General features: G+C 67.7%; 20 protein-coding genes. 12 read left to right on the forward strand and 8 right to left on the reverse strand.

Translation table 11 applies throughout. The features are described 5' to 3' along the window. Positions 1–137 precede the first annotated feature (137 nt). The 4 genes from ppsA (at position 138) to ACF8LI_RS06700 (ending at position 5,698) form a co-directional block, all read left to right on the forward strand. Positions 138–2,528, forward strand: a complete 2,391-nt coding sequence (gene ppsA, locus ACF8LI_RS06685) for a phosphoenolpyruvate synthase (RefSeq protein WP_016447601.1) — start codon at positions 138–140, stop codon at positions 2,526–2,528. Between the two features lie 17 nt (positions 2,529–2,545). Beyond that, a complete protein-coding gene (locus ACF8LI_RS06690; RefSeq protein ID WP_047326682.1) occupies positions 2,546–2,908 on the forward strand; it encodes a DUF4212 domain-containing protein in 363 nt (120 codons plus the stop codon). Further along, a complete protein-coding gene (locus ACF8LI_RS06695) occupies positions 2,901–4,991 on the forward strand; it encodes a VC_2705 family sodium/solute symporter (RefSeq protein ID WP_016447599.1) in 2,091 nt (696 codons plus the stop codon). Before ACF8LI_RS06690 ends, ACF8LI_RS06695 begins: the two co-directional genes overlap by 8 nt. A 191-nt stretch (positions 4,992–5,182) precedes the next feature. Beyond that, the gene (locus ACF8LI_RS06700; protein ID WP_016451268.1) at positions 5,183–5,698 is read left to right on the forward strand and encodes a hypothetical protein; all 516 of its coding nucleotides are present in this window, start codon (positions 5,183–5,185) and stop codon (positions 5,696–5,698) included. 132 nt (positions 5,699–5,830) lie between these two features. Here ACF8LI_RS06700 and ACF8LI_RS06705 read toward each other — a convergent pair whose 3' ends face one another. From ACF8LI_RS06705 to ACF8LI_RS06715, 3 genes are all read right to left on the reverse strand, one after another. Next, a complete protein-coding gene (locus ACF8LI_RS06705; protein WP_012206859.1) occupies positions 5,831–6,184 on the reverse strand; it encodes an FKBP-type peptidyl-prolyl cis-trans isomerase in 354 nt (117 codons plus the stop codon). A gap of 79 nt (positions 6,185–6,263) precedes the next feature. After that, positions 6,264–6,569, reverse strand: coding sequence for a helix-turn-helix domain-containing protein (locus tag ACF8LI_RS06710; RefSeq protein WP_012206858.1), 306 nt, complete (start codon positions 6,567–6,569; stop codon positions 6,264–6,266). A 220-nt stretch (positions 6,570–6,789) separates the two neighbouring features. Next, entirely contained in the window at positions 6,790–7,866 is a 1,077-nt protein-coding gene (locus tag ACF8LI_RS06715; RefSeq protein ID WP_392414716.1) for a Bug family tripartite tricarboxylate transporter substrate binding protein, read from the reverse strand. Positions 7,867–8,238: 372 nt separating this feature from the next. Between ACF8LI_RS06715 and ACF8LI_RS06720 the strand changes: the two genes are divergently transcribed. The 6 genes from ACF8LI_RS06720 to ACF8LI_RS06745 all read left to right on the forward strand — a co-directional run bounded on the left by ACF8LI_RS06720 (position 8,239) and on the right by ACF8LI_RS06745 (position 15,395). Then, on the forward strand, positions 8,239–8,877 hold the full coding sequence (locus ACF8LI_RS06720) for a PepSY-associated TM helix domain-containing protein (RefSeq protein ID WP_392414715.1): 639 nt from the start codon (positions 8,239–8,241) through the stop codon (positions 8,875–8,877). A gap of 20 nt (positions 8,878–8,897) precedes the next feature. Next, positions 8,898–9,425 carry a DUF2271 domain-containing protein gene (locus ACF8LI_RS06725; protein ID WP_016447595.1) on the forward strand — a complete coding sequence of 176 codons (528 nt, stop codon included), beginning with the start codon at positions 8,898–8,900 and terminating at the stop codon, positions 9,423–9,425. 186 nt (positions 9,426–9,611) lie between these two features. Next, positions 9,612–10,430 carry a DUF4198 domain-containing protein gene (locus ACF8LI_RS06730; protein ID WP_160851797.1) on the forward strand — a complete coding sequence of 273 codons (819 nt, stop codon included), beginning with the start codon at positions 9,612–9,614 and terminating at the stop codon, positions 10,428–10,430. A 47-nt stretch (positions 10,431–10,477) separates the two neighbouring features. Beyond that, positions 10,478–11,554: an FAD:protein FMN transferase gene (locus tag ACF8LI_RS06735; protein WP_392414714.1), complete on the forward strand. Its 1,077-nt coding sequence runs from the start codon at positions 10,478–10,480 to the stop codon at positions 11,552–11,554. A 45-nt stretch (positions 11,555–11,599) separates the two neighbouring features. Continuing rightward, positions 11,600–12,985, forward strand: coding sequence for a sulfite reductase subunit alpha (locus ACF8LI_RS06740; protein WP_392414713.1), 1,386 nt, complete (start codon positions 11,600–11,602; stop codon positions 12,983–12,985). A gap of 229 nt (positions 12,986–13,214) precedes the next feature. Continuing rightward, positions 13,215–15,395: a TonB-dependent receptor domain-containing protein gene (locus tag ACF8LI_RS06745; RefSeq protein ID WP_016451273.1), complete on the forward strand. Its 2,181-nt coding sequence runs from the start codon at positions 13,215–13,217 to the stop codon at positions 15,393–15,395. Here the strand turns inward: ACF8LI_RS06745 and ACF8LI_RS06750 are convergent. The 3 genes from ACF8LI_RS06750 to gabT form a co-directional block, all read right to left on the reverse strand. Continuing rightward, on the reverse strand, positions 15,383–16,360 hold the full coding sequence (locus tag ACF8LI_RS06750) for a ketopantoate reductase family protein (RefSeq protein WP_392414712.1): 978 nt from the start codon (positions 16,358–16,360) through the stop codon (positions 15,383–15,385). The two genes, ACF8LI_RS06745 and ACF8LI_RS06750, sit on opposite strands and share 13 nt — an antisense overlap. Before the next feature lie 105 nt (positions 16,361–16,465). Next, positions 16,466–17,923 (reverse strand): NAD-dependent succinate-semialdehyde dehydrogenase, encoded by a 1,458-nt coding sequence (locus ACF8LI_RS06755; protein ID WP_017404126.1) that lies wholly within the window; start codon positions 17,921–17,923, stop codon positions 16,466–16,468. A gap of 31 nt (positions 17,924–17,954) precedes the next feature. Then, entirely contained in the window at positions 17,955–19,283 is a 1,329-nt protein-coding gene (gene gabT, locus ACF8LI_RS06760; protein ID WP_392414711.1) for a 4-aminobutyrate--2-oxoglutarate transaminase, read from the reverse strand. Between the two features lie 174 nt (positions 19,284–19,457). Between gabT and ACF8LI_RS06765 the strand changes: the two genes are divergently transcribed. Both ACF8LI_RS06765 and ACF8LI_RS06770 read left to right on the forward strand, forming a co-directional pair. Continuing rightward, positions 19,458–20,966 (forward strand): PLP-dependent aminotransferase family protein, encoded by a 1,509-nt coding sequence (locus ACF8LI_RS06765; RefSeq protein ID WP_392414710.1) that lies wholly within the window; start codon positions 19,458–19,460, stop codon positions 20,964–20,966. A gap of 76 nt (positions 20,967–21,042) precedes the next feature. After that, entirely contained in the window at positions 21,043–21,549 is a 507-nt protein-coding gene (locus ACF8LI_RS06770; RefSeq protein WP_392414709.1) for a GNAT family N-acetyltransferase, read from the forward strand. A 112-nt stretch (positions 21,550–21,661) separates the two neighbouring features. On the opposite strand, the gene ACF8LI_RS06775 is transcribed toward ACF8LI_RS06770, so the two are convergent. After that, positions 21,662–22,141 carry a CYTH domain-containing protein gene (locus tag ACF8LI_RS06775; RefSeq protein ID WP_016451277.1) on the reverse strand — a complete coding sequence of 160 codons (480 nt, stop codon included), beginning with the start codon at positions 22,139–22,141 and terminating at the stop codon, positions 21,662–21,664. A gap of 150 nt (positions 22,142–22,291) precedes the next feature. Next, positions 22,292–24,727 (reverse strand): RNA polymerase sigma factor RpoD, encoded by a 2,436-nt coding sequence (rpoD, locus tag ACF8LI_RS06780; RefSeq protein WP_016447584.1) that lies wholly within the window; start codon positions 24,725–24,727, stop codon positions 22,292–22,294. Positions 24,728–24,755 lie beyond the last annotated feature (28 nt).

Below are 24,755 nucleotides of genomic sequence, written 5' to 3' on the forward strand. Positions count from 1 at the left end.
AATTTCCCATCCATGCTCGCTGCCGGCCTCCAACCAGAACAGCAAAGCCTCGCGCACGCCTGCGTGGGTGGATCGACCGTGCCCGGCTTTGGCAGCCGGGGCGGCGCACTACGGTTTTCAACTTCTGGAGCTTTCCCATGTCTCAACTGTTCGAGGCCACCGCCCTCGTCGTTCCGTTTGAACAACTGAGGATGACCGATGTCGAGTCCGTAGGCGGCAAGAACGCCTCGCTCGGCGAAATGATCTCGCAGCTGCCGCAGGGCGTGCGCGTGCCCACGGGCTTTGCCACCACGGCCCATGCCTTCCGCCAGTTCCTGGCCCACGACGGCCTGGCCGACAAGATCAGTGCCAAGCTGGCCGCCCTGGACGTGGAAGATGTCCGCGCCCTGGCCCAGGTCGGTGCCGAGATCCGTGCCCTGGTCGAGAACCAGCCCTTCCCGGCCGATCTGGAGCAGGCCATCCGCGAGGAATTCGTGCGCCTGCAGGGCGGCAACGAGGCAGCCTCGTTCGCCGTGCGCTCCTCGGCCACGGCCGAAGACCTGCCCGACGCCTCGTTCGCCGGCCAGCAGGAAACCTTCCTGAACGTGGTGGGCATCGAGTCGGTGCTGCACAAGATGAAGGAGGTGTTCGCCTCCCTGTACAACGACCGCGCCATCTCCTACCGCGTGCACAAGGGCTTTGCCCACGACGTGGTGGCCCTGTCGGCCGGCGTGCAGCGCATGGTGCGTTCCGACCTGGGCGCGGCCGGCGTGATGTTCACCATCGACACCGAATCGGGCTTCGAGGACGTGGTCTTCATCACCTCCAGCTACGGCCTGGGCGAGACCGTGGTGCAGGGCGCCGTCAATCCTGACGAGTTCTATGTGCACAAGCCCATGCTCAAGGCCGGCAAGAAGGCCCTGATCCGCCGCAACCTGGGCTCCAAGCTGATCCAGATGGTCTTTGCCTCGCCCGAGGAAAAGGCCGCCAGCGGCAAGCTTGTCAAGACCACCGACGTGGCCCATGAGCTGCGCAACCGCTACTCGCTGTCCGACGAGGACGTGCAGCAGCTGGCCCACTATGCCCTGGTCATCGAGCAGCACTATGGCCGCCCCATGGACATCGAGTGGGGCAAGGACGGCACGGACGGCCAGCTCTACATCCTGCAGGCCCGCCCCGAGACCGTGAAGAGCCAGGCCAAGGGCCAGGCCGAGCAGCGCTACGCCCTCAAGGGCACGGGCAATGTGCTGGCCGAAGGCCGCGCCATTGGCCAGAAGATCGGCACGGGCCCGGTGCGCCTGGTCAATGACATCGCCAACATGGACCAGGTCCAGCCCGGCGACGTGCTGGTGACCGACATGACCGATCCCAACTGGGAGCCGGTGATGAAGCGCGCCTCGGCCATCGTCACCAACCGTGGCGGCCGTACCTGCCACGCGGCCATCATTGCGCGCGAACTGGGCATTCCGGCCGTGGTCGGTTGCGGCAACGCCACCGATCTGCTCAAGGACGGCACCCTGGTCACCGTCAGCTGCGCCGAAGGCGATACCGGCAAGATCTATGACGGCCTGATCGAGACCGAGGTCACCGAGGTGCAGCGCGGCGAGATGCCCGCCATCAAGACCAAGATCATGATGAACGTGGGCAACCCCCAGCTGGCCTTCGACTTCGCCCAGCTGCCCAACGAGGGCGTGGGCCTGGCCCGCCTGGAGTTCATCATCAACAACAACATCGGCGTGCACCCCAAGGCCATCCTGGACTATCCCGCCGTGGATGCCGACCTCAAGAAGGCCGTGGAGTCCGTGGCCCGTGGCCATGCCTCGCCGCGCGCCTTCTACGTGGACAAGGTCGCCGAAGGCGTGGCGACGATTGCCGCCGCCTTCTGGCCCAAGCCCGTGATCGTGCGCATGTCGGACTTCAAGTCCAACGAGTACCGCAAGCTCATCGGCGGCAGCCGCTACGAGCCCGAGGAAGAGAATCCCATGCTGGGCTTCCGTGGCGCGGCGCGCTACATCTCCGAGGACTTCGGCGAGGCCTTCCGCATGGAGTGCGAGGCACTGCGCCGCGTGCGCGAGGACATGGGCCTGACCAACGTGCAGATCATGATTCCCTTCGTGCGCACGCTCAAGCAGGCCGAGCGCGTCACCCAGCTGCTGGCGGCCAACGGCCTCAAGCGCGGCGACAACGAACTCAAGCTCATCATGATGTGCGAGGTGCCCTCCAACGCCATCCTGGCGGACGAGTTCCTCGAGTTCTTCGACGGCTTCTCCATCGGCTCCAACGACCTGACCCAGCTCACGCTGGGCCTGGACCGCGACTCCGGCCTGGAGCTGCTGGCCGCCGACTTCGACGAGCGCGACCCCGCCGTGCGCAAGATGCTGTCGCGCGCCATCAAGGCCTGCCTGGACCAGGGCAAGTACGTGGGCATCTGCGGCCAGGGCCCATCCGACCACCCGGACTTCGCCCAATGGCTGGCTGACGAAGGCATTGCCTCCATCTCGCTGAATCCCGACAGCGTGGTCGCCACCTGGCAGCGCCTGGCGCAGTAAGGGCTGGCAGCGTCGCCATGCATACGCCGGACGCGCACTTGCATGACGACGCAGTCGGGGGACCGTCCGAAGGCGAGACCTTCGCCCCCGACCTGCACGACATCCACCATCTGTGGCTCAAGGCCGTGCTGCTCGCGGTCTGGGTCGCCGTCTCCTTCGGTGCCTGCTACTACGCACGCGACCTGCAGGCGCTGGTCCCCGACTGGCCGCTGGCCTACTGGTTCGCGGCCCAGGGGGCAGTCCTGATGTTCCTGGCCATCGTCATCGTCTATTGTCTGTCCATGGACCATTTCGAGCGCCGCGAGGCCCGGGCCGTTGCCCCGTCTGAACCCGCCGCCCCGCAACCGTCCGCCCCGCCGTCGCCTCCCGGCCATGGCTGAGCGCTCGCTGCTGACGGCCGCCTCCCGCTGGCGGCTGCACCGCATCGTGGCCCTGTACACGCTGGGCGTGCTCGGCTTTCTGGCCCTCATGTTCTGGGCCGAGCAGCAAGGCCTGTCGCGCCACTGGATAGGCCCCATCTTCCTGTTCTTCACCGTCATGGTCTACGCGGCCATCGGCGTGTACCTGCGCACCAGCGATCCCGAGGAGTACTACGTCGCGGGCCGGCGCATCCCGCCCTTCTACAACGGCATGGCGGCAGCGGCGGACTGGGTCAGCGCGGCGTCCTTCATCAGCCTGTCGGGGGCGCTGTACCTGCAGGGCTTTGCCGGCGTGCCGGGGCAGGCCGGCGGACTGGCCTACCTGCTGGGCTGGACGGGCGGCTTTTGCCTGGTCGCCATGCTGATCGCGCCGCACCTGCGGGCGATGAAGCTCTACACCATTCCCGACTTCTTCCAGCAGCGCTACGGCGGGCGCTGGCCGCGCGTGATCGCGGCGCTGGCTGCCGTGACCTGCTCGTTCACCTACGTGGTGGCCCAGATCTACGGCGTGGGGCTCATTGCCTCGCGGCTGACGGGCGTGCAGTTCGAGATCGGCATCATGCTGGGCCTGGGCGGTGTGCTGTTGTGCTCCTTCCTGGGCGGCATGCGTGCCATCACCTGGACCCAGGTCGCGCAGTACGTGGTCATCCTGCTGGCCTTTCTGATCCCCGTGTCCTGGCTGGCCTACCGGCAGATGGGCAATCCCGTGGCGCCGCTGGCCTATACGGCACAGCTCGGCCAGATCGCGGAGATGGAGCAGCGCCTGCTGGACTCGCCGGCCGAACAGGAAGTGGTCGCCGCCTACCGCCTGCGCGCCGAGGTGCTGGAGGACAAGCTCAAGGACGTGCCGCGCGTGCTGGCCGCCGAGCGCCAGCAGCTGTCCGAGCGCATACGCGATCTGCGCACGCGCAGCGGCGACATTGGCGCCATCATGGCGGCCAGCCGCGAACTGGCCGCCATGCCGCGCGACGAAGCGACTGCGCGCGCCCTGTGGACACGCCAGTTGCAGGAGATGCGCGAGCGCGAGAAGCCGCTGGGCGGCATTCCGCTGCACAGCCTGCCCTTTGCCGGCAACCCCGATGGATCGGCCGAGGAGCGTCAGGTCTACGAGGACAGCCGGCGCAACTTCCTGGCGCTGATGTTCTGTCTCATGGCCGGCACGGCAGGCCTGCCGCATTTGCTCACGCGCTACTACACGGCGCCCTCGGTGTCGGGGGCGCGGGCCTCGGTGGGCTGGACGCTGTTCTTCATCGGCGTGCTGTACATGAGCGCGCCGGCCCTGGCCGTGCTGGTCAAGTTCGAGGTCATGAACAACCTGGTGGGCATACGCTTCGACGAATTGCCCACCTGGATGGCGCAGTGGGCCCGGGTCGATGCCTCGCTGCTGGCCGTGGAAGACGTCAATGGCGACGGTGTCCTGCAGTTCGGCGAGATCCGCATGGGCGCCGACCTCATCATGCTGGCCACGCCCGAGCTGGGTGGCATGCCCTACGTGGTCTCGGGCCTGGTCGCGGCGGGCGGCCTGGCCGCCGCGCTGTCCACGGCCGATGGCCTGCTGCTGACCATCAGCAATGCGCTGGTGCGCGACTTGTACTTTCGCGCGCGGCGGCGCCGCGCCTCGCCCGAGCAGCGCGTGATCCTGTCCAAGTTCGCGCTGCTGGTGGTGGCGCTGTCGGCCGCCTTCGTGGCCTCGCGCCGTTCCTCGGACATCCTTCCCATGGTCACGGCCTCGTTCTCGCTGGCGGCATCGGCCTTTGTTCCGGCCATGGTGCTGGGCATCTTCTGGCGCGGCACCACGCGTCGCGGGGCGGTGGCCGGCATGCTGGCCGGCCTGGGCATCACCGTCTACTACATGGTCTCGCACGTGCCCGCGCTGCAGCCTGTGTTGCCCGAGGCGCTGCATGCCCGCCTGTGGTGGGGAATACAGCCGATTTCCTCGGGTGTCTTCGGCGTGCCGGCGGGCCTGCTGGTGACCTGGCTGGTCAGCTGCCTGGACCCGCGCCGGCGCGCTGCGGCGCGCTCCGTGCCAGGGCGCGTGGCCTGACGCGGTATGGGCTCCATGGGCCGACGACATTGCCAACGAAATTGCCAATTTTTGTCTTGATGGCAGATCTGGATCAGTCCCGGCCCAACTGAAGCCCGCGCGTGCTGGAAAACCCGCTTTTGGGAGCCGGAGGCTCATGACACGCTGCGAGCCGTGTCCGATCCGATCCCCTGCAGAAAATTGCGTCCGCCATGCATCTTGTGAAAACGTCCGCCGGCCAACAGGCATTCAAGGAACGCCATGCCGATCTCTCTCCCCGGCTGCGCTCGGCCTTTTTGCTGTTTGACGGCCAACGCAGCGTGGCGCAGGTGCTGCAGGCCGTTGCCGGCATGGGCGTGACCCAGGACGAAATCCTGGCGCTGGTGGAGCGCGAATGGCTGGCGCCCCGCGATGCAGCCGAACCCCGGCTGGGCGTGGTGGCCGTTGCGGCGCCTGCCGTCACTGCTGCCGCCGCATCGCCGGCCCAGCCTGCCGGCGATGCGTCTGCGCCATCCGAGCCTTCGCTGGCCGTGCGCTACCGCAACGCCTATCCGCTGGCGGTGGCCATCACGGCCAATATGGGGCTCAAGGGATTCCGGCTCAACCTGGCCGTGGAGGCGGCCATGGGCTACGACCAGCTCGTGGCGCTGGCCCCGCGCCTGCGCGAGGCTGCCAGCCCCGCCAGCTATGTGCCGCTGCACGAGGCGCTGTTCGGCAAAGCCCCCTGAGCGAGAAGCCGCCCCCACGCTGTCCTTGCCGCGCAAGGTCCGATGCTCCTGGGGGCTCTTGGGACGGTCCGCAAATGAAAAAAGGCAAGGCGCCTTCGCGCCTTGCCCTTGCGTGGGCCAGCGGGTGCAGGCTCAGACGGCCAGCAGCTCCACGTCGAACTTCAGCGTGGCGTTGGGCGGGATCACGCCGCCAGCGCCGCGTGCGCCGTAGCCCAGTTCGGCCGGGATGATCAGGGTGCGCTGGCCGCCCACCTTCATGCCTTGCACGCCTTCGTCCCAGCCCTTGATCACCATGCCGCCGCCCAGGGGGAAGACGAAGGGATCGTTGCGGTCCTTGCTGGAGTCGAACTTCGCGCCTTGCACGCCGTTGTTGTAGAGCCAGCCCGTGTAGTGCACGGTCACGCTGCGGCCGCGCTGGGCCTCGGCGCCGTCACCCACGACGGTGTCTTCATACTGCAGGCCGGATGCGGTGGTGGTGAAAGCCATGGTGGTATTCCTTGAGAGAGAAACGGTGGGGGAAAAAGACTGTCCGGCGGCAAGAGGGCGAAGGGCCTGGCCGCAAGAATCACTTCTTGGCGCGCGCGGCCACCCAGCGGTTGGCGAATGCCTGCACATCGGACAGGCGCTTGAGCAGGTCCTGGCCGGCCAGCGTCACGGTATAGCCGTCGGAGCCATGCTCCAGCAGCCCGCATTCGCGCAGTTCCTTGATGCGGGTGTTCAGCGTGTTGGGCGTGATGCCGCCCACGCTGTCTTGCAGCAGTCGAAAGGTCTGAGGATGGCCGTCACGCAAAGCCCACAGCACGCGCAACGCGTAGCGGCATTCGAGTTTCTCGAACAGCTGGTTGATGGCGGCGTTTTCCTTGGAGCTCATGACGCTTCTCCTTGCGCAATGGTGTGTGTGAGCCGGCGGGGGCATCCGGGTGGGACGCGCGCCGAGCCAAGTCCCGGGGAACTATAGCTCTGGATCCATTCTGCTACAAGTTTGGTAGCTCAAAACCCACAGCGGCAATGCGCTTCGCTAGAGGAATACGCGAATCTCCGAACCAGTGTTGCAGGCCCGCCACGCAACCTGCCCGCTGGACTTCGGTTTCTCAGCTCTTGAGTTTGAGCAGATAGGTCATGACGCTGGCCGTGGTGTGCTCCAGCTCCAGAAAGCCGCTGAAATCGCGGCCTGCCTGCCACGAAGGCTCCCAGCGGTTCTGCCGCAGGGCGCGCTGCCAGCTTTCGTGCTGGGTCGCCAGCTCCACGGCGCCCAGCAGGGCCTGGGCGCGTGCGGCGCTGACCTGCTTGCCCGTGAAGACGGCGCGCCAGTTGGCCATGTCGGCATCCAGTCCCTGTTCGCGGAACGAAGGCAGGCCGAACAGGCTGCGGCGCGAAGACACGCCAATGGCGCGCAGCCTGCCGCTGGCCAGGGCTTCGCTGAACTCGCTGTAGCCGGACACGCCCATGCGCGCATCGCCCTTGAGCAAGGCCTCCACCACCTGGGCGCCGCCCGGAAAGGGCTTGTAGACCAGTTGCTCGGGCGCCGCCTTGGCGGCGCGCGTGAGCAGGCCGGCAAACATATGGTCCACGCCGCCGGCCGAGCCACCCGCAAACGACTGGTGGGCCAGATCGCTGCGCAGCGCGGCGACCAGGTCCTTGGCATTGCGGATGGGGGAGTCGGCAGGCACGGCCACTACCAGATAGTCGCTGGTCAGGCGGGCAATCGGCTGCACGTGCGACATGTTCACGGCCGGCTTTTGCAGCGCCACGGCGCCGACCATGACCATGCCGCCGATCAGCAGCGCATCGGGGTCCTGGCCATGGCGTTCGACAAACTGTGCCAGGCCGATGGTGCCGCCCTTGCCGCCCAGGTTTTCATACTCCACGCGATCTGCCGCGCCGCATGCCACCAGGGCCGCGCCCAGTGCGCGGCCGGTCTGGTCCCAGCCGCCCCCGGCATTGGCCGGAATGACGATGCGCAGGCTGGCGGCCACGCGCTGGCCCCCGGCGGCAGCGCGCGGCGCATGGGCCGCAGGCGTTGCAGCGGGCGGCGCGGCATGGGCCAGCGGGGAGCACAGCATGGCCAGGGCTGCGCCCTGTGCCAGCAGCTGGCGGCGGTTCTGGCGCGTGCCGTCACCGGAGTGGGCGGCGTTGGCAGTGGTTTGCGAAAAGCTCGGAAGGCGCATGCAGTCTCCAATCGGGTTCGCGCGCCATTGTGGGCGCAAATGAATCAGAAAAGCAGATTATGTAAGCATGTGCGTCAGCTAGTTGACATAACGCAGGCTGTCTGGCGGCATGGGTGCCAGATGCTTCAGGCGAGGGCCCACTGACGGTGCATCGCTGTCCCGGGATGCATTGGGGCATGCGCGCCCCGGGGGCAAGGAGCGGAGATGGAGCGCCGTGACACAGATGTCGATTAAGCCGGTAAAGCTTGTGTAAATGCGATCAATTCTTATTCGTGGGCGGTAGAATCCCCCGGCCTTTTTCTTTCCTGTGCTCCCCGTGGCCGCCGCCGTGATGGTTGTGGCCGCGTGGTGCTGCCGCCTGCCTCTGTTGCGATGACATCCCCCAAACCGGACCCTCGGCGCCGTTCCTACTGGCTCAAGACACTGCACGAGTGGCATTGGGTCAGCTCTGCGCTGTGCCTGATCGGCATGCTGCTGTTCGCCGTCACGGGGTTCACGCTCAACCATGCGGGGCAGATCGAGTCCAAGCCGCGCATCGTGCGCGGCGAGGCGGTATTGCCGGACGCGCTGCGCGTGCAGCTGGTCCGGCAGCAGGCCAGCCAGTCGCGCGACCGTGCTCCCGTGCCTGCGCCATTTGCGGACTGGGTGCGCGGCCAGTGGGGGCTTGAGGCCGAGGGCCGCGAAGCCGAATGGACGGCCGACGAGCTGTATGTGTCCCTGCCTCGCCCCGGCGGCGATGCCTGGGTGCGCGTGGGCCTGGCCGATGGCGAGGCCGAATACGAGCGCACCGACCGGGGCTGGATCGCCTATCTGAACGATCTGCACAAGGGCCGCAACACGGGCGCTGCCTGGAGCTGGTTCATCGATATCTTTGCCGCAGCCTGCCTGGTGTTCACCGTCACCGGGCTGTTCATCCTGAAGATGCACGCGGGCAACCGTCCCTTCACCTGGCCCATGGTCGGCATGGGGCTGGTGATTCCCATGCTGCTGGCCCTCCTGTTGATCCACTGAGAACCGAAAGAGCCTTGCCTATGAATCCGCACTTCTCTCTGCGCTACACCATGGCGCTTGGCGCCTGCCTGGGCGCGGCCCCGGCCTTTGCCGCCGGCCTGAACGTGGGCGTGGAGGTCCCGCGCCTGGATGTCGCCGAGTACCACCGCCCCTATGTGGCCGTGTGGATCGAGCGCGCCGACGCCTCGGTGGCCGCCACGCTGTCGGTCTGGTACGACGTGAAGATGCGCAATGCCGAAGGCACGAAGTGGCTCAAGGACATGCGCCAGTGGTGGCGCCGCACGGGCCGCGACCTGACGCTGCCCATCGATGGCGTGACCAGCCCCACGCGTCCCGTGGGCAAGCACCAGCTGAGCTTCACCGAAGGCGCCAACCCCTTCGCCAAGCTGCCGCCCGGCGAGTACAAGCTCGTGGTCGAGGCCGCGCGCGAAGTCGGCGGCCGCGAAGTGGTCACCGTGCCCTTCAAGTGGCCTGCCGCCAAGGCCGAGCAGCTGAGCGCCAAGGGCAGCAGCGAGCTGGGCGAGATCAGCGTCGAGCTCAAGCCTTGAAATTGAAACCCCCTGAGGCCTTGCGCGTCCTCCCCCTCACGAGGCGGGTGACGCCATCGCTGCGGGGCGGCGCGGCCGGCCAGGCCCTTGCCCGGCATCCCTGAACTGGGCCCTGCATGTGGGCGGGCCACGCATCTTGCGGGGCACCCACGTGCCAGCCCCATCCACGAACCAAGGAGAATCTTCATGAAGTCCAAGACCCGCTTTGCCATCCGTCTGGCGGCCAGCCTCGCCATTGCCTGCGGCGCCTTCCAGTCCGCCCAGGCCCACAACCTGTGGCTGCTGCCCTCGACCACGGTGCTGTCCAAGGCCGAATGGATCACGGTGGATGCCGCCGTCTCCAACGACCTGTTCTTCTTCAACCACGTGCCGCTGGGCCTGGACAACCTCGTTGTCTCGGCGCCGGACGGCTCGGCCGTCGCGCCGCAGAATGCCCATCGCGGCAAGCTGCGCAGCGTGTTCGACCTGGACCTGCAGCAAAGCGGCACCTACCGCCTGGCCATCGTCAACGACGGCCTGTTCGCCTCCTGGAAGGACAAGGCCACGGGCCAGAACCGCCGCTGGCGCGGCTCGCCCGAGAAGTTCGCTGCCGATGTGCCCGCCGATGCGCAGGACCTGAAGGTGACCCAGTCCGTGGGCCGCATCGAGACCTTCGTGACCGTGGGCAAGCCCAGCGCCGTCAAGCCTTCGGGCAAGGGGCTGGAGCTGGTGCCCGTGACCCATCCCAACGACCTGGTCAAGGGCGAGAAGGCCACCTTCGCCTTCCATGTGGACGGCAAGCCCGCCGCCAACCTGGAAGTCGTGCTGGTGCCCGGCGCCACGCGCTACCGCGACAACAAGGGCGAGATCAAGGCCACGACCGACGCCAAGGGCGAGTTCAGCGTGACCTGGCCCACCGCCGGCATGTACTGGGTGGATGCCGACGCCCAGGACAACAAGACCTCGCTGCCCCAGGCCAAGGAGCGCCGCCTGTCCTATGTGGGCACGTTCGAGGTGCTGCCCTGAGCCTTGCGTCCCCACCCGGGGCCCCGCCCGCGCCCGCGCCTGCGCCCGTGCGCGTGAGCTTCGCGCCCGCCCTGTTGCAGGGCAGCGCAGGCCGGGGCCTCGCCGCGCCTGTGTCCACGGGCGTGGCGTCCTTTGCCGTCTCCGGCTACGCGCCGCAGGCCGTGCGGCGGGCAGACCCCGCCGCGCTGCAAACACTCACCGGCGAGGCCATGGGCACGACCTGGAGCGTGCGCCTGCATAACCCGGGTTTCCGCCCGCTCGATGAGGCGCGCCAGGCCATAGAGGTTGCGCTGGCCCTGGTCGTGCGCCAGATGAGCAACTGGGAGGCTGATTCCGACATCTCGCGCTTCAACCGCGCAGAGGCGGGCAGCTGGCGTGTGCTGCCTGCCGAATTCTTCACCGTGCTGACCTGCGCACTCGATTGGGCGCAGGCCAGTGGCGGCGCCTGGGACCCCACCGTGGGGCCGCTGGTCGAGCTGTGGGGCTTCGGCCCGCGTGCGGAAAAGGCGCAGGGCGCCGGCATCCCCGATGCCGATGCACTGCGGCGGGTGCGCGAGCGCGTGGGCTACCAGCGCATCGTGCTGGACCTGGAGGGCCGGCGCGCGCTGCAGCCCGGCGCCGTGCATGTGGACTTCAGCGGCATTGCCAAAGGCTATTCGGTGGACCTGGTCACCGAGCACCTGCAGGCGCTGGGCCATACCGATTTCCTCGTCGAGGTGGGCGGCGAGCTGCGTGCCTGCGGTCAGCGCCCTGGCAACCAGCCCTGGCGCGTGGCCGTGGCCAGCATGGCGGACCAGTCCACGCCGCTGGCGCTGCCGTTGCGCGACATGGCCATCGCCACCTCGGGCGACCACTGGCATGCCTTCGAGCAGGGCGGGCGCCGCTACTCCCACACCATCGATCCGCGCAGCGGCGAGCCCGTGGCGCACGGCCTGACCAGCGTCACCGTGCTGCATGCCGAATGCATGCAGGCCGACGCCCTGGCCACCGTGCTCACCGTGCTGGGGCCGCGTGCGGGCCTGGACTTTGCCGAGCAGCACGGCGTGGCCGCACTGCTGTGCGAGCGCACGGCGCAGGGCCCTGCCATGGCGATGACCACGGCGTTTGCCGCGCTGGCGCCGTGAGCGCCCCTAACCTTTTCTGCGCCGTGTAGATTTTCCGGTCACGCCATGTTCCTGTCCGAATCCTGGCTGCGCATACTCGCAGCCGCTGTCCTGGTACTGCTGTATGTGGCCATGTGCGCCGCCATCTGGTGGCGCGAGCGCCGCCAGCGCGCGCGGGCGCAGCACGAAGCCGCGGCGCTGGCCTCGGCGCGCGAGGGCGCGCTCCCCCTGCTTGTGGCCTATGCCAGCCAGACGGGCCAGGCAGAGGAGCTGGCACGCGAGACTGCGCGGCTGCTGCATACGGCCGGTGAGAGCGTGCATCTGTGCGCCCTCGATGCCGTTGATGTGAAGCTGCTGGCGCAGACCCAAAGGGCGCTGTTCATCGCCAGCACCTATGGCGAGGGCGATCCGCCCGACAACGCAGCCCTGTTCCTGGCGCACTCCATGGCGCAGGCGCAGGACCTGTCCCATCTGCAGTACGGCCTGCTGGCGCTGGGCGACCGGCAGTACGCGCAGTTCTGCGGCTTTGGCCGCGCGCTGGACGGCTGGCTGCGCGCCGCAGGCGCCAGGCCCTGGTTCGAGCGCATTGAAATGGACAACGGCGCGCCGCAGGCGCTGACCGCCTGGCAGCACCAGCTGACCCAGATCAGCAGCCTGGGCGACATGCCTGCGTGGGAGACGCCGGTCTTCAGCGAATGGACGCTGGCCGCGCGCCGGCATATGAACCCGGGCAGCGCAGGCGAGCCGGTGTTCCACATCGAGCTGCAGCCCCCTGCAACGGAGGCCGCGCTGTGGGAGTCCGGCGACCTGGCGCAGGTCTGCATTCCTGCGGACCCGCAGAATCCGCGCGAGTACTCCATCGCCTCCATCGCCCAGGACGGCTGCGTGCACCTGCTGGTGCGCCAGGCGCGGCGCGAGGACGGCTCGCCGGGCCTGGCCTCGGGCTGGCTCACGCAGGGCGCGCCCCTGGGGGCAGCCATCACCCTGCGGCTGCGTGCGCACCGCAATTTCCGGCTGGAAGACAACCTGCAGCGCCCGCTGGTGCTGATCGGCAACGGCACGGGTCTGGCCGGCCTGCGCAGCCACCTGCGTGCGCGTGCCGCAGCAGGCCTGGGGCCCAACTGGCTGCTGTTCGGCGAGCGCAATGCCGCGCATGACCGGCTCTATGGCGACGAGCTTCAGGCCTGGTGCGAGGGCGGCGTGCTGCAGCGCCTGGACCTGGCTTTCTCGCGCGATCGCAGCGAAGGCGTGCCGCGCGCCTATGTGCAGGACCTGTTGGCGCAGTCCGGCGATGTGCTGCGCCAATGGGTGGAGCAGGGCGCCGCCATCTACGTGTGCGGCAGCCTGCAGGGTATGGCCCAGGGCGTGGACCAGGCGTTGCACGCCGTGCTGGGTGAGGCGCAAATGGACCAGCTGGTGCGCAGCGGCCGCTACCGGCGTGACGTGTATTGAGGTGGTGAGAGCAGCTTGCGCCAGCGCAAGCATTGGTGCCGTCAGCGCTTTCTGCTCCTAGGAACGTAGCATCCGTGCGACAGATAAATCCTATTGTGATCATGAGAATGGAAATGATTCTCAATGTTCATATAATTTTGTTACATATCCCCATCCCATCGCATAACCAAAGATTTCAAAGCGAGTTGCACGGGCCTCACAGCCCGTTTTCCGTTTCTGGAGTGTTTGCATGTCGTATCGCGATCTGCGCGGCGTTCTTCCGTCGCGTCCTTCCCCTCTGGCCCTCCTGGTGGCCGCCATCTGTGCTTCGGGTGCCGCATCGGCACAGACCCCATCGCAAAGCAATGCGGCTGCCGCCACCGAGTTGCGCGAAGTCGTGGTCTCTGCCTCGGGCTTCGAGCAGGACATCAAGGAGGCGCCGGCCTCCATCACCGTCATCCCGCGCGAGGAACTGGCCAAGGGCCGCTTCGGCAGCCTGACCGACGCGCTGGAGAGCGTGGAAGGCATCGACGTAGGCGCCCCCGCGGGCAAGACCGGCGGCCTGAACATCAGCATCCGTGGCATGCCCAGCGACTACACGCTGGTGCTGATCGACGGGCGCCGCCAGAATTCGGCCGGCAATGTCACGCCCAACGGCTTTGGCGAGACGCAGACCAGCTTCATGCCGCCCATCGGCGCCATCGAGCGCATCGAGGTCATCCGCGGCCCCATGTCCACGCTCTACGGCTCCGACGCCATGGGCGGCGTGATCAACATCATCACGCGCAAGGTCGGCAAGACCTGGACGGGCAGCGTCAGCGCCGACTACACGCTGCAGCAAGAGTCGGAGTTCGGTGATATCAAGTCCGGCAAGTTCTACCTGAGCGGCCCCATCAAGGAGGACCTGCTGGGCCTGTCGATCCGCGGCAGCACCCAGCGCCGGGCCGCTTCGGACATCACCTATGCGGGCGCCAACGGCCAGCCAGCCGTTCCCATCATGGGCGGCAACCCCGTCAAGTCCGAGATCAACAACCTGGGCCTGCGCCTGGCGCTCACGCCCAACAGGTACCACGACATCACGCTGGACCTGGACTCGGGCCGCCAGACCTATGACAACTCGCAGGGCCAGTTGGGCACGCTGGGCACGGGAGGCTACAGTCCCGAGCAGAAATACAACCGTGACCAGCTCACGCTGGCCCATACCGGTCGCTACGGCTTCGGAACCTGGGACACCAGCTTCATGGTCAACCGGACCGAGACCATCGGCCGGACCATTCCCCGGGGAACCCCGGGCGCGACGCCAGGTGCCGCGCGCACGCTGGAGGTGGAAAGCAAGGTGCTGGACAGCAAGCTGGTCCTGCCCTGGGGTGCCCACCTGACCACGCTGGGCGGCCAGTGGTGGGATGCCGAGATGAAGGACGGCGTGGCGCCGAACAAGTTCGCCTTCACGCAGAAGGCCCTGTTTGCCGAGGACGAATGGAGCCTGACCGACGCCTTCAAGCTCACCATGGGCGCGCGCTATGACCGCCACAGCCTCTTCGGCGGCAAGCTCAGCCCGCGCATCTACGGCGTGTGGAATGCCGCGCCGCAGTGGACCGTGAAGGGCGGCGTCAGCAACGGCTACAAGACGCCGCGCGTGGAGCAGCTGGCGCCCGGCATCAACGGCTTCGGCCAGCAGGGCCGCCTGCCGCTGGTGGGCAGCCCCAACCTCAAGCCCGAAACCAGCCGCACCACCGAACTGGGCGTCTATTTCGACAGCCCCACGGGCTTTGCGGGCAGCGCCACGGTGTTCAACAACGAGTTCAAGGACAAGATCACCAGCGGCCCGGGCCTGATCAACTGCGACTTTGCGGCAGCGCCCAATCGCCCCGGCTGCGTGAGCTTCGGCGACTGGCCGCTGGTGGATGCCTTCGGCCAGTCCATCAACGTGGACGAGGCCGTCACGCGCGGCCTGGAGCTGAGTGCGCGCATGCCGCTGGCGCGCGGCTGGAACGCCAGCGCCAACTACACCTTCACCAAGAGCGAGCAAAAGAGCGGCCCCAACCGTGGCAACCCGCTGAGCGACACACCCAGGCACGCGCTCAACGCCCGCCTGAACTGGGAGCCGGGTGCCCAGTGGAACCTGTGGCTGCGCGCCGAATACCGCAGCGAGCGCTACCGTGACCCCGGCACCAGCGCCAGCTCCCAGGCCGCCAAGGCCGCGCTGGGCAACTACAAGGCCTATACCCAGTTCCACCTGGGCGGCAGCTACCGCGTGAGCAAGCAGTTCACCATCAACGCGGCCATCTACAACCTGTTCAACAAGGATTTCGTGGACTACCAGCCCTACAACGTACCGGGCCAGGTCCAGGGCACCGTGATCTTTGGCAACCGCTACGCGAACAACCAGGAAGGCCGCCGCCTGTGGGTTTCTGCCAACTACGAGTTCTGAGGCGGGTTCAGGGGCGCCTGGCTGGCCTGCACGCGTGACGGGGCCAGCCTGACCAGCACCTGCAGCGTGCGGTTCAGCGGCACGGGCACGCCCAGGGCCTCGCCGCGCCGCACCACGTAGCCGTTGAGGTGATCGATTTCGCTGGGCTTGCCCAGCGCCAGGTCCTGGGCGGTGGACGAAAACTGGCCCGGCATGGTGGCCGGCAGGCCGCGCACGGCAGCGGGCACGTCGCCGGGCAGGGCCACGCCGTCGGCCCTGGCCACGGCCAGGCATTCGGCCACCACGTCGTCCACCACGTCCGTCACGCCGGGCGACTGCACCAGCGGGCCGTAGGGCAGCTGGCACAGCGCCGACAGCGCGTTGTAGGCGCAGTTGATCACCAGCTTGGCCCACAGCGCGCCGCGCACGTCGGGCGATACCTGCACGGCAATGCCTGCCTTGCCAAACTGCAGGGCCACCTGTTCACTGAGTGCAGACGGCGCAATGACCAGCTCGCCGCGGCCGAAATGGCGCACATGGCCGGGGCCGGCCATGGCAGTGGCCACGTAGACCACGGCGGCGGTCACGGCCACGGACGGGCCCAGCACGGCGCGCACGCGCTCGTCGTTGTCCACGCCGTTTTGCATGGTCAGCACCAGGGTGCCCGGCGCCAGGTGCGGCTGCATCTCGCGGGCCGCTTCCTCGGTGGCCGTGGACTTGACGCAGAACATCACCACATCGGCATCGCGCACGGCGCTGGCCTCGGTCGATGCCTGCATGGGCACCTGGATGTCCAGCGCCGCCGTCTCCAGCCGCAGGCCATGCTGCTGCACGGCCTGCACATGGGCGGGGCGGCCGATCAGCGTGACCTGGTGGCCGGCGCGCGCCAGCAGCGCGCCGAAATAGCAGCCCACGGCGCCTGCGCCCATGACGGCGATGCGCAGCGGTTCGGAAGGAGAGGGGAGGCGGGCGGAAGAAGCGTCCATGGTGCAGATCGGATGGGCCTTTGATGGCGCCCAGTCTAGCCAGGCTGCCGTCGAAGGCCCATGCCGTCTTCCCTGCCGGGTGCCATTGCGGACGTCAGGCAACCCTCATGCCGTCTGCAGGCACAGGTACTTGGTCTCCAGGTATTCCTCGATGCCGTGGCGCGAGCCCTCGCGGCCCAGGCCGGACTGCTTGACGCCGCCGAAGGGCGCGACCTCGTTGGAGATCAGGCCGGTGTTGATGCCCACCATGCCGTACTCCAGCGCGCGCGACACGCGCCAGATGCGGCGGTTGTCGTTGGTGAACAGATAGGCGGCCAGGCCGTAGATGGTGTCGTTGGCGCGGCGCACCACTTCGTCCTCGTCATGGAAGCGGAACAGCGGCGCCAGCGGGCCGAAGGTCTCTTCCTCGCAGACTTGCATGCTGTCGTTCACATCGGCCAGCAGCGTGGGCTCGAAGAACAGCTGGCCCGGCACCGGGCGCCTGCCGCCCGCCAGCAGGCGCGCGCCCTTGGACAGCGCATCGGCCACATGGCTTTCCACCTTCTGCACGGCCGCCTCGTTGATCAGCGGGCCATGGGTCACGCCGGGCTCCAGCCCATTGCCGACCTTGAAGCCCGCCATGGCACGGGCCAGGCGGCGGGCCAGTTCGTCGTGGATGCCGTCCTGCACATAGATGCGGTTGGCGCACACGCAGGTCTGGCCGGCGTTGCGGAACTTGGAGGCCACGATGCCGGCCACGGCCTGGTCGATGTCGGCATCGTCAAACACGATCAACGGTGCATTGCCGCCCAGCTCCAGCGACAGCTTCTTGACCGTGTCGCTGCACTGGCGCATCAGCAGCCGCCCGGTGGCCGTGGAGCCCGTGAAGCTGAGCTTGCGCACCACGGGGCTTTGCGTCAGCGCCTGGCCGATGTCCTGCGGATGGCCGGTCAGCACCTGGAAGACGCCGGCGGGAATGCCGGCCTCCTCGGCCAGCACGGCCAGGGCCAGGGCCGTGAAGGGCGTGCTTTCGGCCGGCTTGACCAGCATGGTGCAGCCGGCGGCCAGCGCCGGGCCGGCCTTGCGCGTGATCATGGCGGCCGGGAAATTCCAGGGCGTGATGGCGGCGCACACGCCAATGGGCTCGCGCAGCGTGAGCAGCTGCTGGCCTGCGTTGGGCGACTGCAGCAGCTCGCCGTCCACGCGCTTGCCTTCCTCGGCAAACCATTCGATGAAGGAGGCCGCATAGGCGATCTCGCCGCGCGCCTCGGCCAGGGGCTTGCCCTGCTCCAGCGTCATCAGCCGCGCCAGATCGTCCTGGTGCGCCAGCATCAGGTCGAACCAGCGGCGCAGGATGCCGGCGCGCTGCTTGCCCGTCAGCGCGGCCCAGGCGGGCAGGGCGCGCTGTGCGGCGGCGATGGCGGCCTCGGCCGCGCCGGCCTGCAGGGCGGGTACCTGGCCCAGGCGCTCGCCCGTGGCGGGGTTGAAGACATCGATGGCGGGGCCGGAGCCCACGGGGTGCCAGCCCTGTGCAAGCAGGCAGGCCTGGCGGAACAGATCGGGGCGTTGCAGTGAAAGACTCATGGTGCGGGAAGGCTCAGGCTGTGGAATGGATTCAGGCCGCGACCGGCTGGGGCGCGGTCTGGGTGATGGCGTTGGCGATGATGTCCAGCGCCTTGCCGAACAGCGGCTCTGGAATCGTCAGCGGATAGAGGAAGCGGATGGCGTTGCCGTACAGGCCGCAGGTCAGCAGCAGCAGGCCTTGCTGCTGCGCACGCTGGACGATGGCGGCCACGCGCTGCGCGTCGGGCGCACCGCTGCCGGGAATGTGGAATTCCACGGCCAGCATCGAGCCCAGGCCGCGCACTTCGGCGATGCCGGCATCCTGCGTCTGCAATGCCTGCAGGCGCGAGCGCAGCTGGCTGCCCAGTGCCAGGGCGCGCTCGCACAGCCGTTCTTCATCGATCACGTCGAGCACGGCATGGGCCGCGGCCACGGCCAGCGGGTTGGCGGCATAGGTGCCGCCCAGGCCGCCGGGGTGCGGTGCGTCCATGACGGCCGCGCGGCCCACCACGCCCGAGATCGGCAGACCGCCGCCCAGGCTCTTGGCCATGGTGATCAGGTCGGGCCGCACGCTGTAGTGCTCCATGGCAAACAGCTTGCCCGTGCGTGCAAAGCCGGTCTGCACCTCGTCGGCGATCAGCAGCATGCCGTGCTGGTCGCACAGCTGGCGCAGGCCCGTGAACAGCGCGGCAGGCACGGGGTTGAAGCCGCCTTCGCCCTGTACGGGCTCCACGATGATGGCTGCCACGCGCTGCGGGTCCACCGAGGTCTTGAGCAGCATGGCAATGGCGTCCAGCGACTGCTGCACGCTGATGCCCTGCACATCGCTGGGAAAGGGCGCGTGGAAGACTTCGCCCGGCATGGGGCCGAAGCCCTGCTTGTAGGGCGCCACCTTGCCCGTCAGCGCCATGCCCAGCTGGGTGCGGCCGTGGAAGGCGCCCTGGAAGGCGATCACGGCCGAGCGGCCCGTGGCATGGCGGGCGATCTTGACGGCGTTTTCCACCGCCTCGGCGCCCGTGGTGAAGAAGGCGGTCTTGGCCGGGCCGTCGATGGGCGCCAGTGCATTGATGCGCTCGGCCAGTGCGATGGCGCTTTCATAGGGAACGATCTGGAAGGCCGTGTGCGTGAAGCACTCCAGCTGGCGCTGCACGGCCTGCACCACGCGCGGATGGCGGTGGCCCGTGTTGAGCACGGCAATGCCGGCCGCGAAGTCGATGTACTGGCGGCCCTCGGCATCGGTCAGCAAGGCGTTGTCGGCCTGCACGGCATGGAAGCCGCACATCACGCCCACGCCGCGCGGCATGGCGGCGGTGCGCCGGCTCTGGAGTTGCTGGTTGACGGACGAGGCTCTGGTGGTGTCGTTGGTGGCGGCGCTGGACATGGGAAGGTCTCCGTTGAGGTGGCTGCAATGCTTACGGTTATAGTGGCGATTGGTTCCATGAATGGAGCCATCTTTTGAAAAGATGATGGTGCCAATCGAGTTCGCCACCATCGCTTCCACAAGGCAGGCAACGCAGGCAACGCAGGCAACGCAGGCAAGGCAGGCAAGGCAGACATGGCAAAACCCTCCGTTTGCGCGGACCTCATCCTCCAGATGGACTGGCGCGGGCTGGGCGGGGACCGCGTCCGCCTGAACCGGGCCCTGTACCTGGCGCTGCGCCAGGCCGTGGACAGCGGGGCCCTGTTGCCGGGCAGCCGCCTGCCGGCCTCGCGCGACCTGGCCCGCGAGCTGGATGTGTCGCGCAACACCGTCAGCCATGCCTATGAGCAGCTGCAGGTGGAGGGCTATGTGCGCAGCCAGGTCGGGCGCGGCACGCAGGTGGTCGACACCCTGCCTGCGGCCATGCTGCTGAGCGGCGGACGTGCACCCGCCCGCCGCGCTGCCGCCGCAGCGCCTGCGCCTGGCGGCGGCCTGTCCGTGCAGGCACAGGCCTTGCTGAAAACCGCCCAGGCTTCGGAGCAGCAATGGGGCGCGTTCATGCCTGGCGTGCCCGACGTGACGCAGTTCCCGCGCGCCGCCTATGCGCGCATCCACAACCGCCTGCTGCGACACGCCGGGCCGCAGCTGCTCACCTATGGCACGCGCGGCGGCGTGGAGGCGCTCAAGCAGGCGCTGGCCGAGCACCTGCGCGTGGCGCGCTCGGTGAACTGCGCGCCCGACCAAGTGCTGATCACAGAAGGCGTGCACCAGGCCATCGACCTGGTGGTGCGCAGCCTTGCCGACCCTGGCGACTGCGTCTGGATGGAGGAGCCGGGCTACTGGGGCATCGCCAACGTGTTGCGCATGCAGCACGGGCTGAGCCTGCACAGCGTGCCCGTGGACGAGGAGGGCATGCATCTGCCGGACGGCCTGCCCGTGCCGCGGCTGATCTTCGTCACTCCCTCGCACCAGTACCCGCTGGGCGCCGTCATGAGCATGGCGCGGCGCCGCGCGCTGATCGCCTACGCGCGCCGGGTGGGGGCCTGGATCGTCGAGGACGACTACGACAGCGAATTCCGGTTCTCCGGCAGCCCCGTGCCCAGCATGCAGGGCATGGAGGAGGACGCGCCCGTCATCTACATAGGCACCTTCAGCAAGACCCTCTACCCGGGACTGCGCATGGGCTACATGGTGCTGCCCCCGACCCTGGCCGAGCCGCTGCGCCGCATCCATTCCGAGCTGTACCGAGAGGGTCACCAGCTGCCGCAGCAGGTCATCGCCGAACTGATCGTGGAAGGCCACTACGCCGCCCACATCCGCAAGATGCGCCTGCTCTACGGCAAGCGCCGCCGCATGCTGATGGCCTTGATCGAGCGCTATCTGGGCGCCGACCACCTGCCCTGGGTAGACAGCGGCGCGGGGCTGCATTTCGTGATGCAGCTGCCCGGGCAGGACGATGATGTCGTGCTCGCCGAGGACCTCCGGCAGGCCGGCATCTTCGTCAAGCCGCTGTCGCGCTACTACGCGGGTCCGCACCGGCGGCGTGGCCTGCTGCTGGGGTACGCGTGCGTTTCCGAGGAAGAGATAGGCGCAGCCTTCTTCCGCATGCTGGCAGTGCTCGGAGCCCGGCATGGCCGGCGCTGAGGCCTGGGCCGGACCATCCGGCCGGGCGCCGCCTTGGCTCCCGACGCCAACCCTTTTGTCTGCCTAAGGACGCACCATGATCTCCATCCGCCCCGTTGAACCCCATGAATGGCCGCAGTACCGGGATATCCGCCTGCGTGCCCTGCGCGATGCACCCGACGCCTTCGGCAGCACCTGGGAGTCGGAGGCCGCAAGGGTTGACGCGGACTGGGCTGCGCGGCTGCAGGCCGCCGTTGCCGGCGGCAGGGACAGGGTGCTCTTCGCCGTCAACGGCGGCCAGGCCTGCGGCCTGCTCTGGTGCAAGCTGTGTGCCCCCGAGCCCGGCGTGGCCGATCTCTTCCAGATGTGGGTCGATCCCGCCGTGCGTGGCCGGGGTGCGGGCCAGGCCCTGCTGGCCCAGGCCGTCGCCTGGGCCTGGCACAAGGGTATGCAGCGTGTGCGGCTGGGTGTGACCGATGCCGACTCCCCCGCCATGCGCTTGTACCTGGCGAACGGCTTCCGGCCTGTGGGCGGGCTGCAGCCGCTGCGCGAGGGCTGCGAACTGCGCGTGCAGACGATGGCCCTGGACCGGGTCGGCGGCTGAGCCGCTGCACAGCGCAGGAAGTTCCGGCAGTCAGTCCCTGCGGCCTCTGTCGCCCCCTGGTGGCCCCCGTGTAGCCCCCCCGTAGCCCCGGCGTCCACAGGGCCGTCCTGCATCAGCCCGGCAGCACGGCCGGTGAAGGCACCTGCCGGGTCTTGGCCAGTTGCGCGTTGCTGTAGCGAAGATCAGCGGTGACCTCCGCTCCCAGCCAGGCGGGCGAGGGCGGCTGGATATCCTCGCTGGCCAGTTCGATCTCGGCCGTGACCAGCCCGGCCAGCGGGCCTTCGAATACATCGACCTCGAAGTCGAAGCCGTCCACCGTCACGATGTAGCGCACCTTTTCGAGTGCGCCATGCGCACAGTGCTGGGCCAGCAGCGTCTCGGCGTCGGCCAGCGGAATCCGGTATTCGAATTCGGCGCGGCTCATGCCGCGTGCCGGCCCCTTGAGCGTGAGAAATCCGGTGTCCCCGGCGATGCGCACCCGCACCCACATGCCGTTGTCGGCGATGTATCCCTGCGCCATGCGCACGCCGGTCAGGCCGGTCACGACGCCGGGGTCGGCCACAAGGTATTTGCGTTCGATTTCGAGAGCCATGCTGATGCCCTTGCAGACAAAGGCGGCAGTCTATCGCGCCACCATCGCCCTGCCCGGCAGATGGCCGGCCACAAACAAAAAGCCCCGCAGGGGAGTGCGGGGCTTTCCAGGGGGGCGGTTGCCGGCCCGGGGGGCGGCATCCACAGCGCCTTACAGCGAGTCGATGAAGCTGCGCAGCTTGTCCGAGCGGCTCGGATGCTTGAGCTTGCGCAGGGCCTTGGCCTCGATCTGGCGGATGCGTTCGCGCGTGACGTCGAACTGCTTGCCCACTTCTTCCAGCGTGTGGTCGGTGGACATTTCGATGCCGAAGCGCATGCGCAGTACCTTGGCTTCGCGCGGGGTCAGGCCGTCGAGGATGTCCTTGACCACGTCGCGCAGGCCGGCCTGCATGGCGGCGTCCACGGGAGCGGTGTTGTTGGTGTCCTCGATGAAGTCGCCCAGGTGCGAATCGTCGTCGTCGCCGATCGGCGTTTCCATGGAGATCGGCTCCTTGGCGATCTTCATGATCTTGCGGATCTTGTCTTCCGGGATCTCCATCTTGGCCGCCAGGATGGACGCATCGGGCTCGAAGCCGAACTCCTGCAGATGCTGGCGCGAGATGCGGTTCATCTTGTTGATGGTCTCGATCATGTGCACCGGGATACGGATGGTGCGCGCCTGGTCGGCGATCGAGCGCGTGATGGCCTGGCGGATCCACCACGTGGCATAGGTCGAGAACTTGTAGCCGCGACGGTATTCGAACTTGTCCACGGCCTTCATCAGGCCGATGTTGCCTTCCTGGATCAGGTCCAGGAACTGCAGGCCGCGGTTCGTGTACTTCTTGGCGATGGAGATCACCAGGCGCAGGTTGGCCTCGATCATCTCCTTCTTGGCGTCACGGCTGGCGCGCTCGCCGTCGTTCATGCGCTTGTTGATGCGCTTGAGCTCGTCCAGCGGCACGACCACGCGCGATTGCAGGTCGATCAGGTTCTGCTGCAGTTCCTGCACGGGCGGGACATTGCGCTCCAGCACGCTGCTCCAGGGCTTGCCGGCCGCGACCTGCTCCACCACCCACTGCAGGTTCAGCAGGTTGGGCGGGAACTGGGCGATGAAGGTTTCCTGCGGCATGCCGCACTTGTCCACGATGATCTTGCGCAGCTCGCGTTCCTTCTTGCGCACGTCATCGACCTGGGCACGCACGAGGTCGCACAGCTTCTCGATGGTCTTGGCCGTGAAGCGGATGGTCATCAGCTCTTCGGTCAGGGCCTTCTGCACCTTGATGTACGTGGGCGTGCCGTAGCCTTCCTTGTCGTACACCTTGTGCATCTTGTCGAAGTTCTCGCGCATGGCGTCGAAGCGGCGCAGCGCCTCGTTCTTGAGTTCTTCGAGCTTCTTGGTCAGTGCCTTGGAGCCGCCCTTGCCGTCGTCGTCGTCCTCTTCGTCGTATTCGTCGAAGTCTTCTTCGGCCACGTAGTCGTCGTTCTCATTGGCGTTGACGAAACCGTCGACGATGGTGGAGATGACGACCTTGCCTTCGCGGATTTCCTCGGACATGGCCAGGATTTCTGCGATGGTGGCGGGCGAGGCCGAGATGGCCTCCATCATGTCCATCAGGCCGCCTTCGATGCGCTTGGCGATTTCGATCTCGCCTTCGCGCGTCAGCAGCTCCACCGTGCCCATTTCGCGCATGTACATGCGCACGGGGTCGGTGGTGCGGCCGAATTCGGAGTCCACCGTGGACAGGGCGGCTTCGGCCTCTTCCTCGGCTTCCTCTTCGGTGGTGGCGGACTGGCCCGTGTTGTTCAGCAGCAGGGTTTCCGCGTCGGGAGTCTGCTCGTAGACGGCCACGCCCATGTCGTTGAGCATGGAGATCACGACTTCCAGCGTCTCGGCATCGACCAGCTTGTCGGGCAGGTGGTCGTTGATTTCGCTGTGCGTCAGGTAGCCGCGCGTCTTGCCCAGCTTGATCAGCGCCTTCAGGCGCTGGCGGCGGGTGGACATTTCCTCTTCGGTCAGGACGGTTTCGTCCAGGCCGAATTCCTTCATCAAGGCACGTTCCTTGGCCTTGCTGATCTTCATGCGCAGGGGCTTGACCTTTTCAGCCGGGGCCGAGGAGGCCTCGACCTCGACTTCCACTTCGGTCTCGACTTCGCCTTCCACTTCGCCATCGATGTCGCCATCGATGTCCGACAGGTCGGCGTCGTCCATGTCGTCGCCCGCTTCCTTGGCCTTGGGCTTGCGGCCGCGCTTGGCGGGAGTCTTGGCTGCAGCGGTGGAGGTGGCGGCCTTGGCCGGCGCCTTCTTGGCGGCAGCAGGCTTCTTTTCTGTCTGGGCGGGGGCGTCGTCGCCTTCGGCTGCCTTCTTGCGGCCACGCTTGGGCGTCGCGGCGGCGAGCAGTTCGTCGGCCATGGCTTTGAGTTCGGCTTGGGACTTGGTTACCACGTCGGTATCTTTCTTTGCTTTGGCCGCAGATGCGGCGCTCTTCGGTCCTGCAGCGGCTTTGCCGGCACCGGCCTTGACGGCCGGGGCTGAAGAGGTTGTCGAAGTCTTGGGCTTCGCTGGAGCTTCGGGGGCCTGCTTGGACTTCACGGACTTTGAAACGGGCATGAGCACCTCACGGTCGGGAGCGAACACA

Source organism: Delftia sp. WSY_12 (assembly GCF_043104645.1).
Classification (GTDB): domain Bacteria; phylum Pseudomonadota; class Gammaproteobacteria; order Burkholderiales; family Burkholderiaceae_C; genus Comamonas; species Comamonas tsuruhatensis.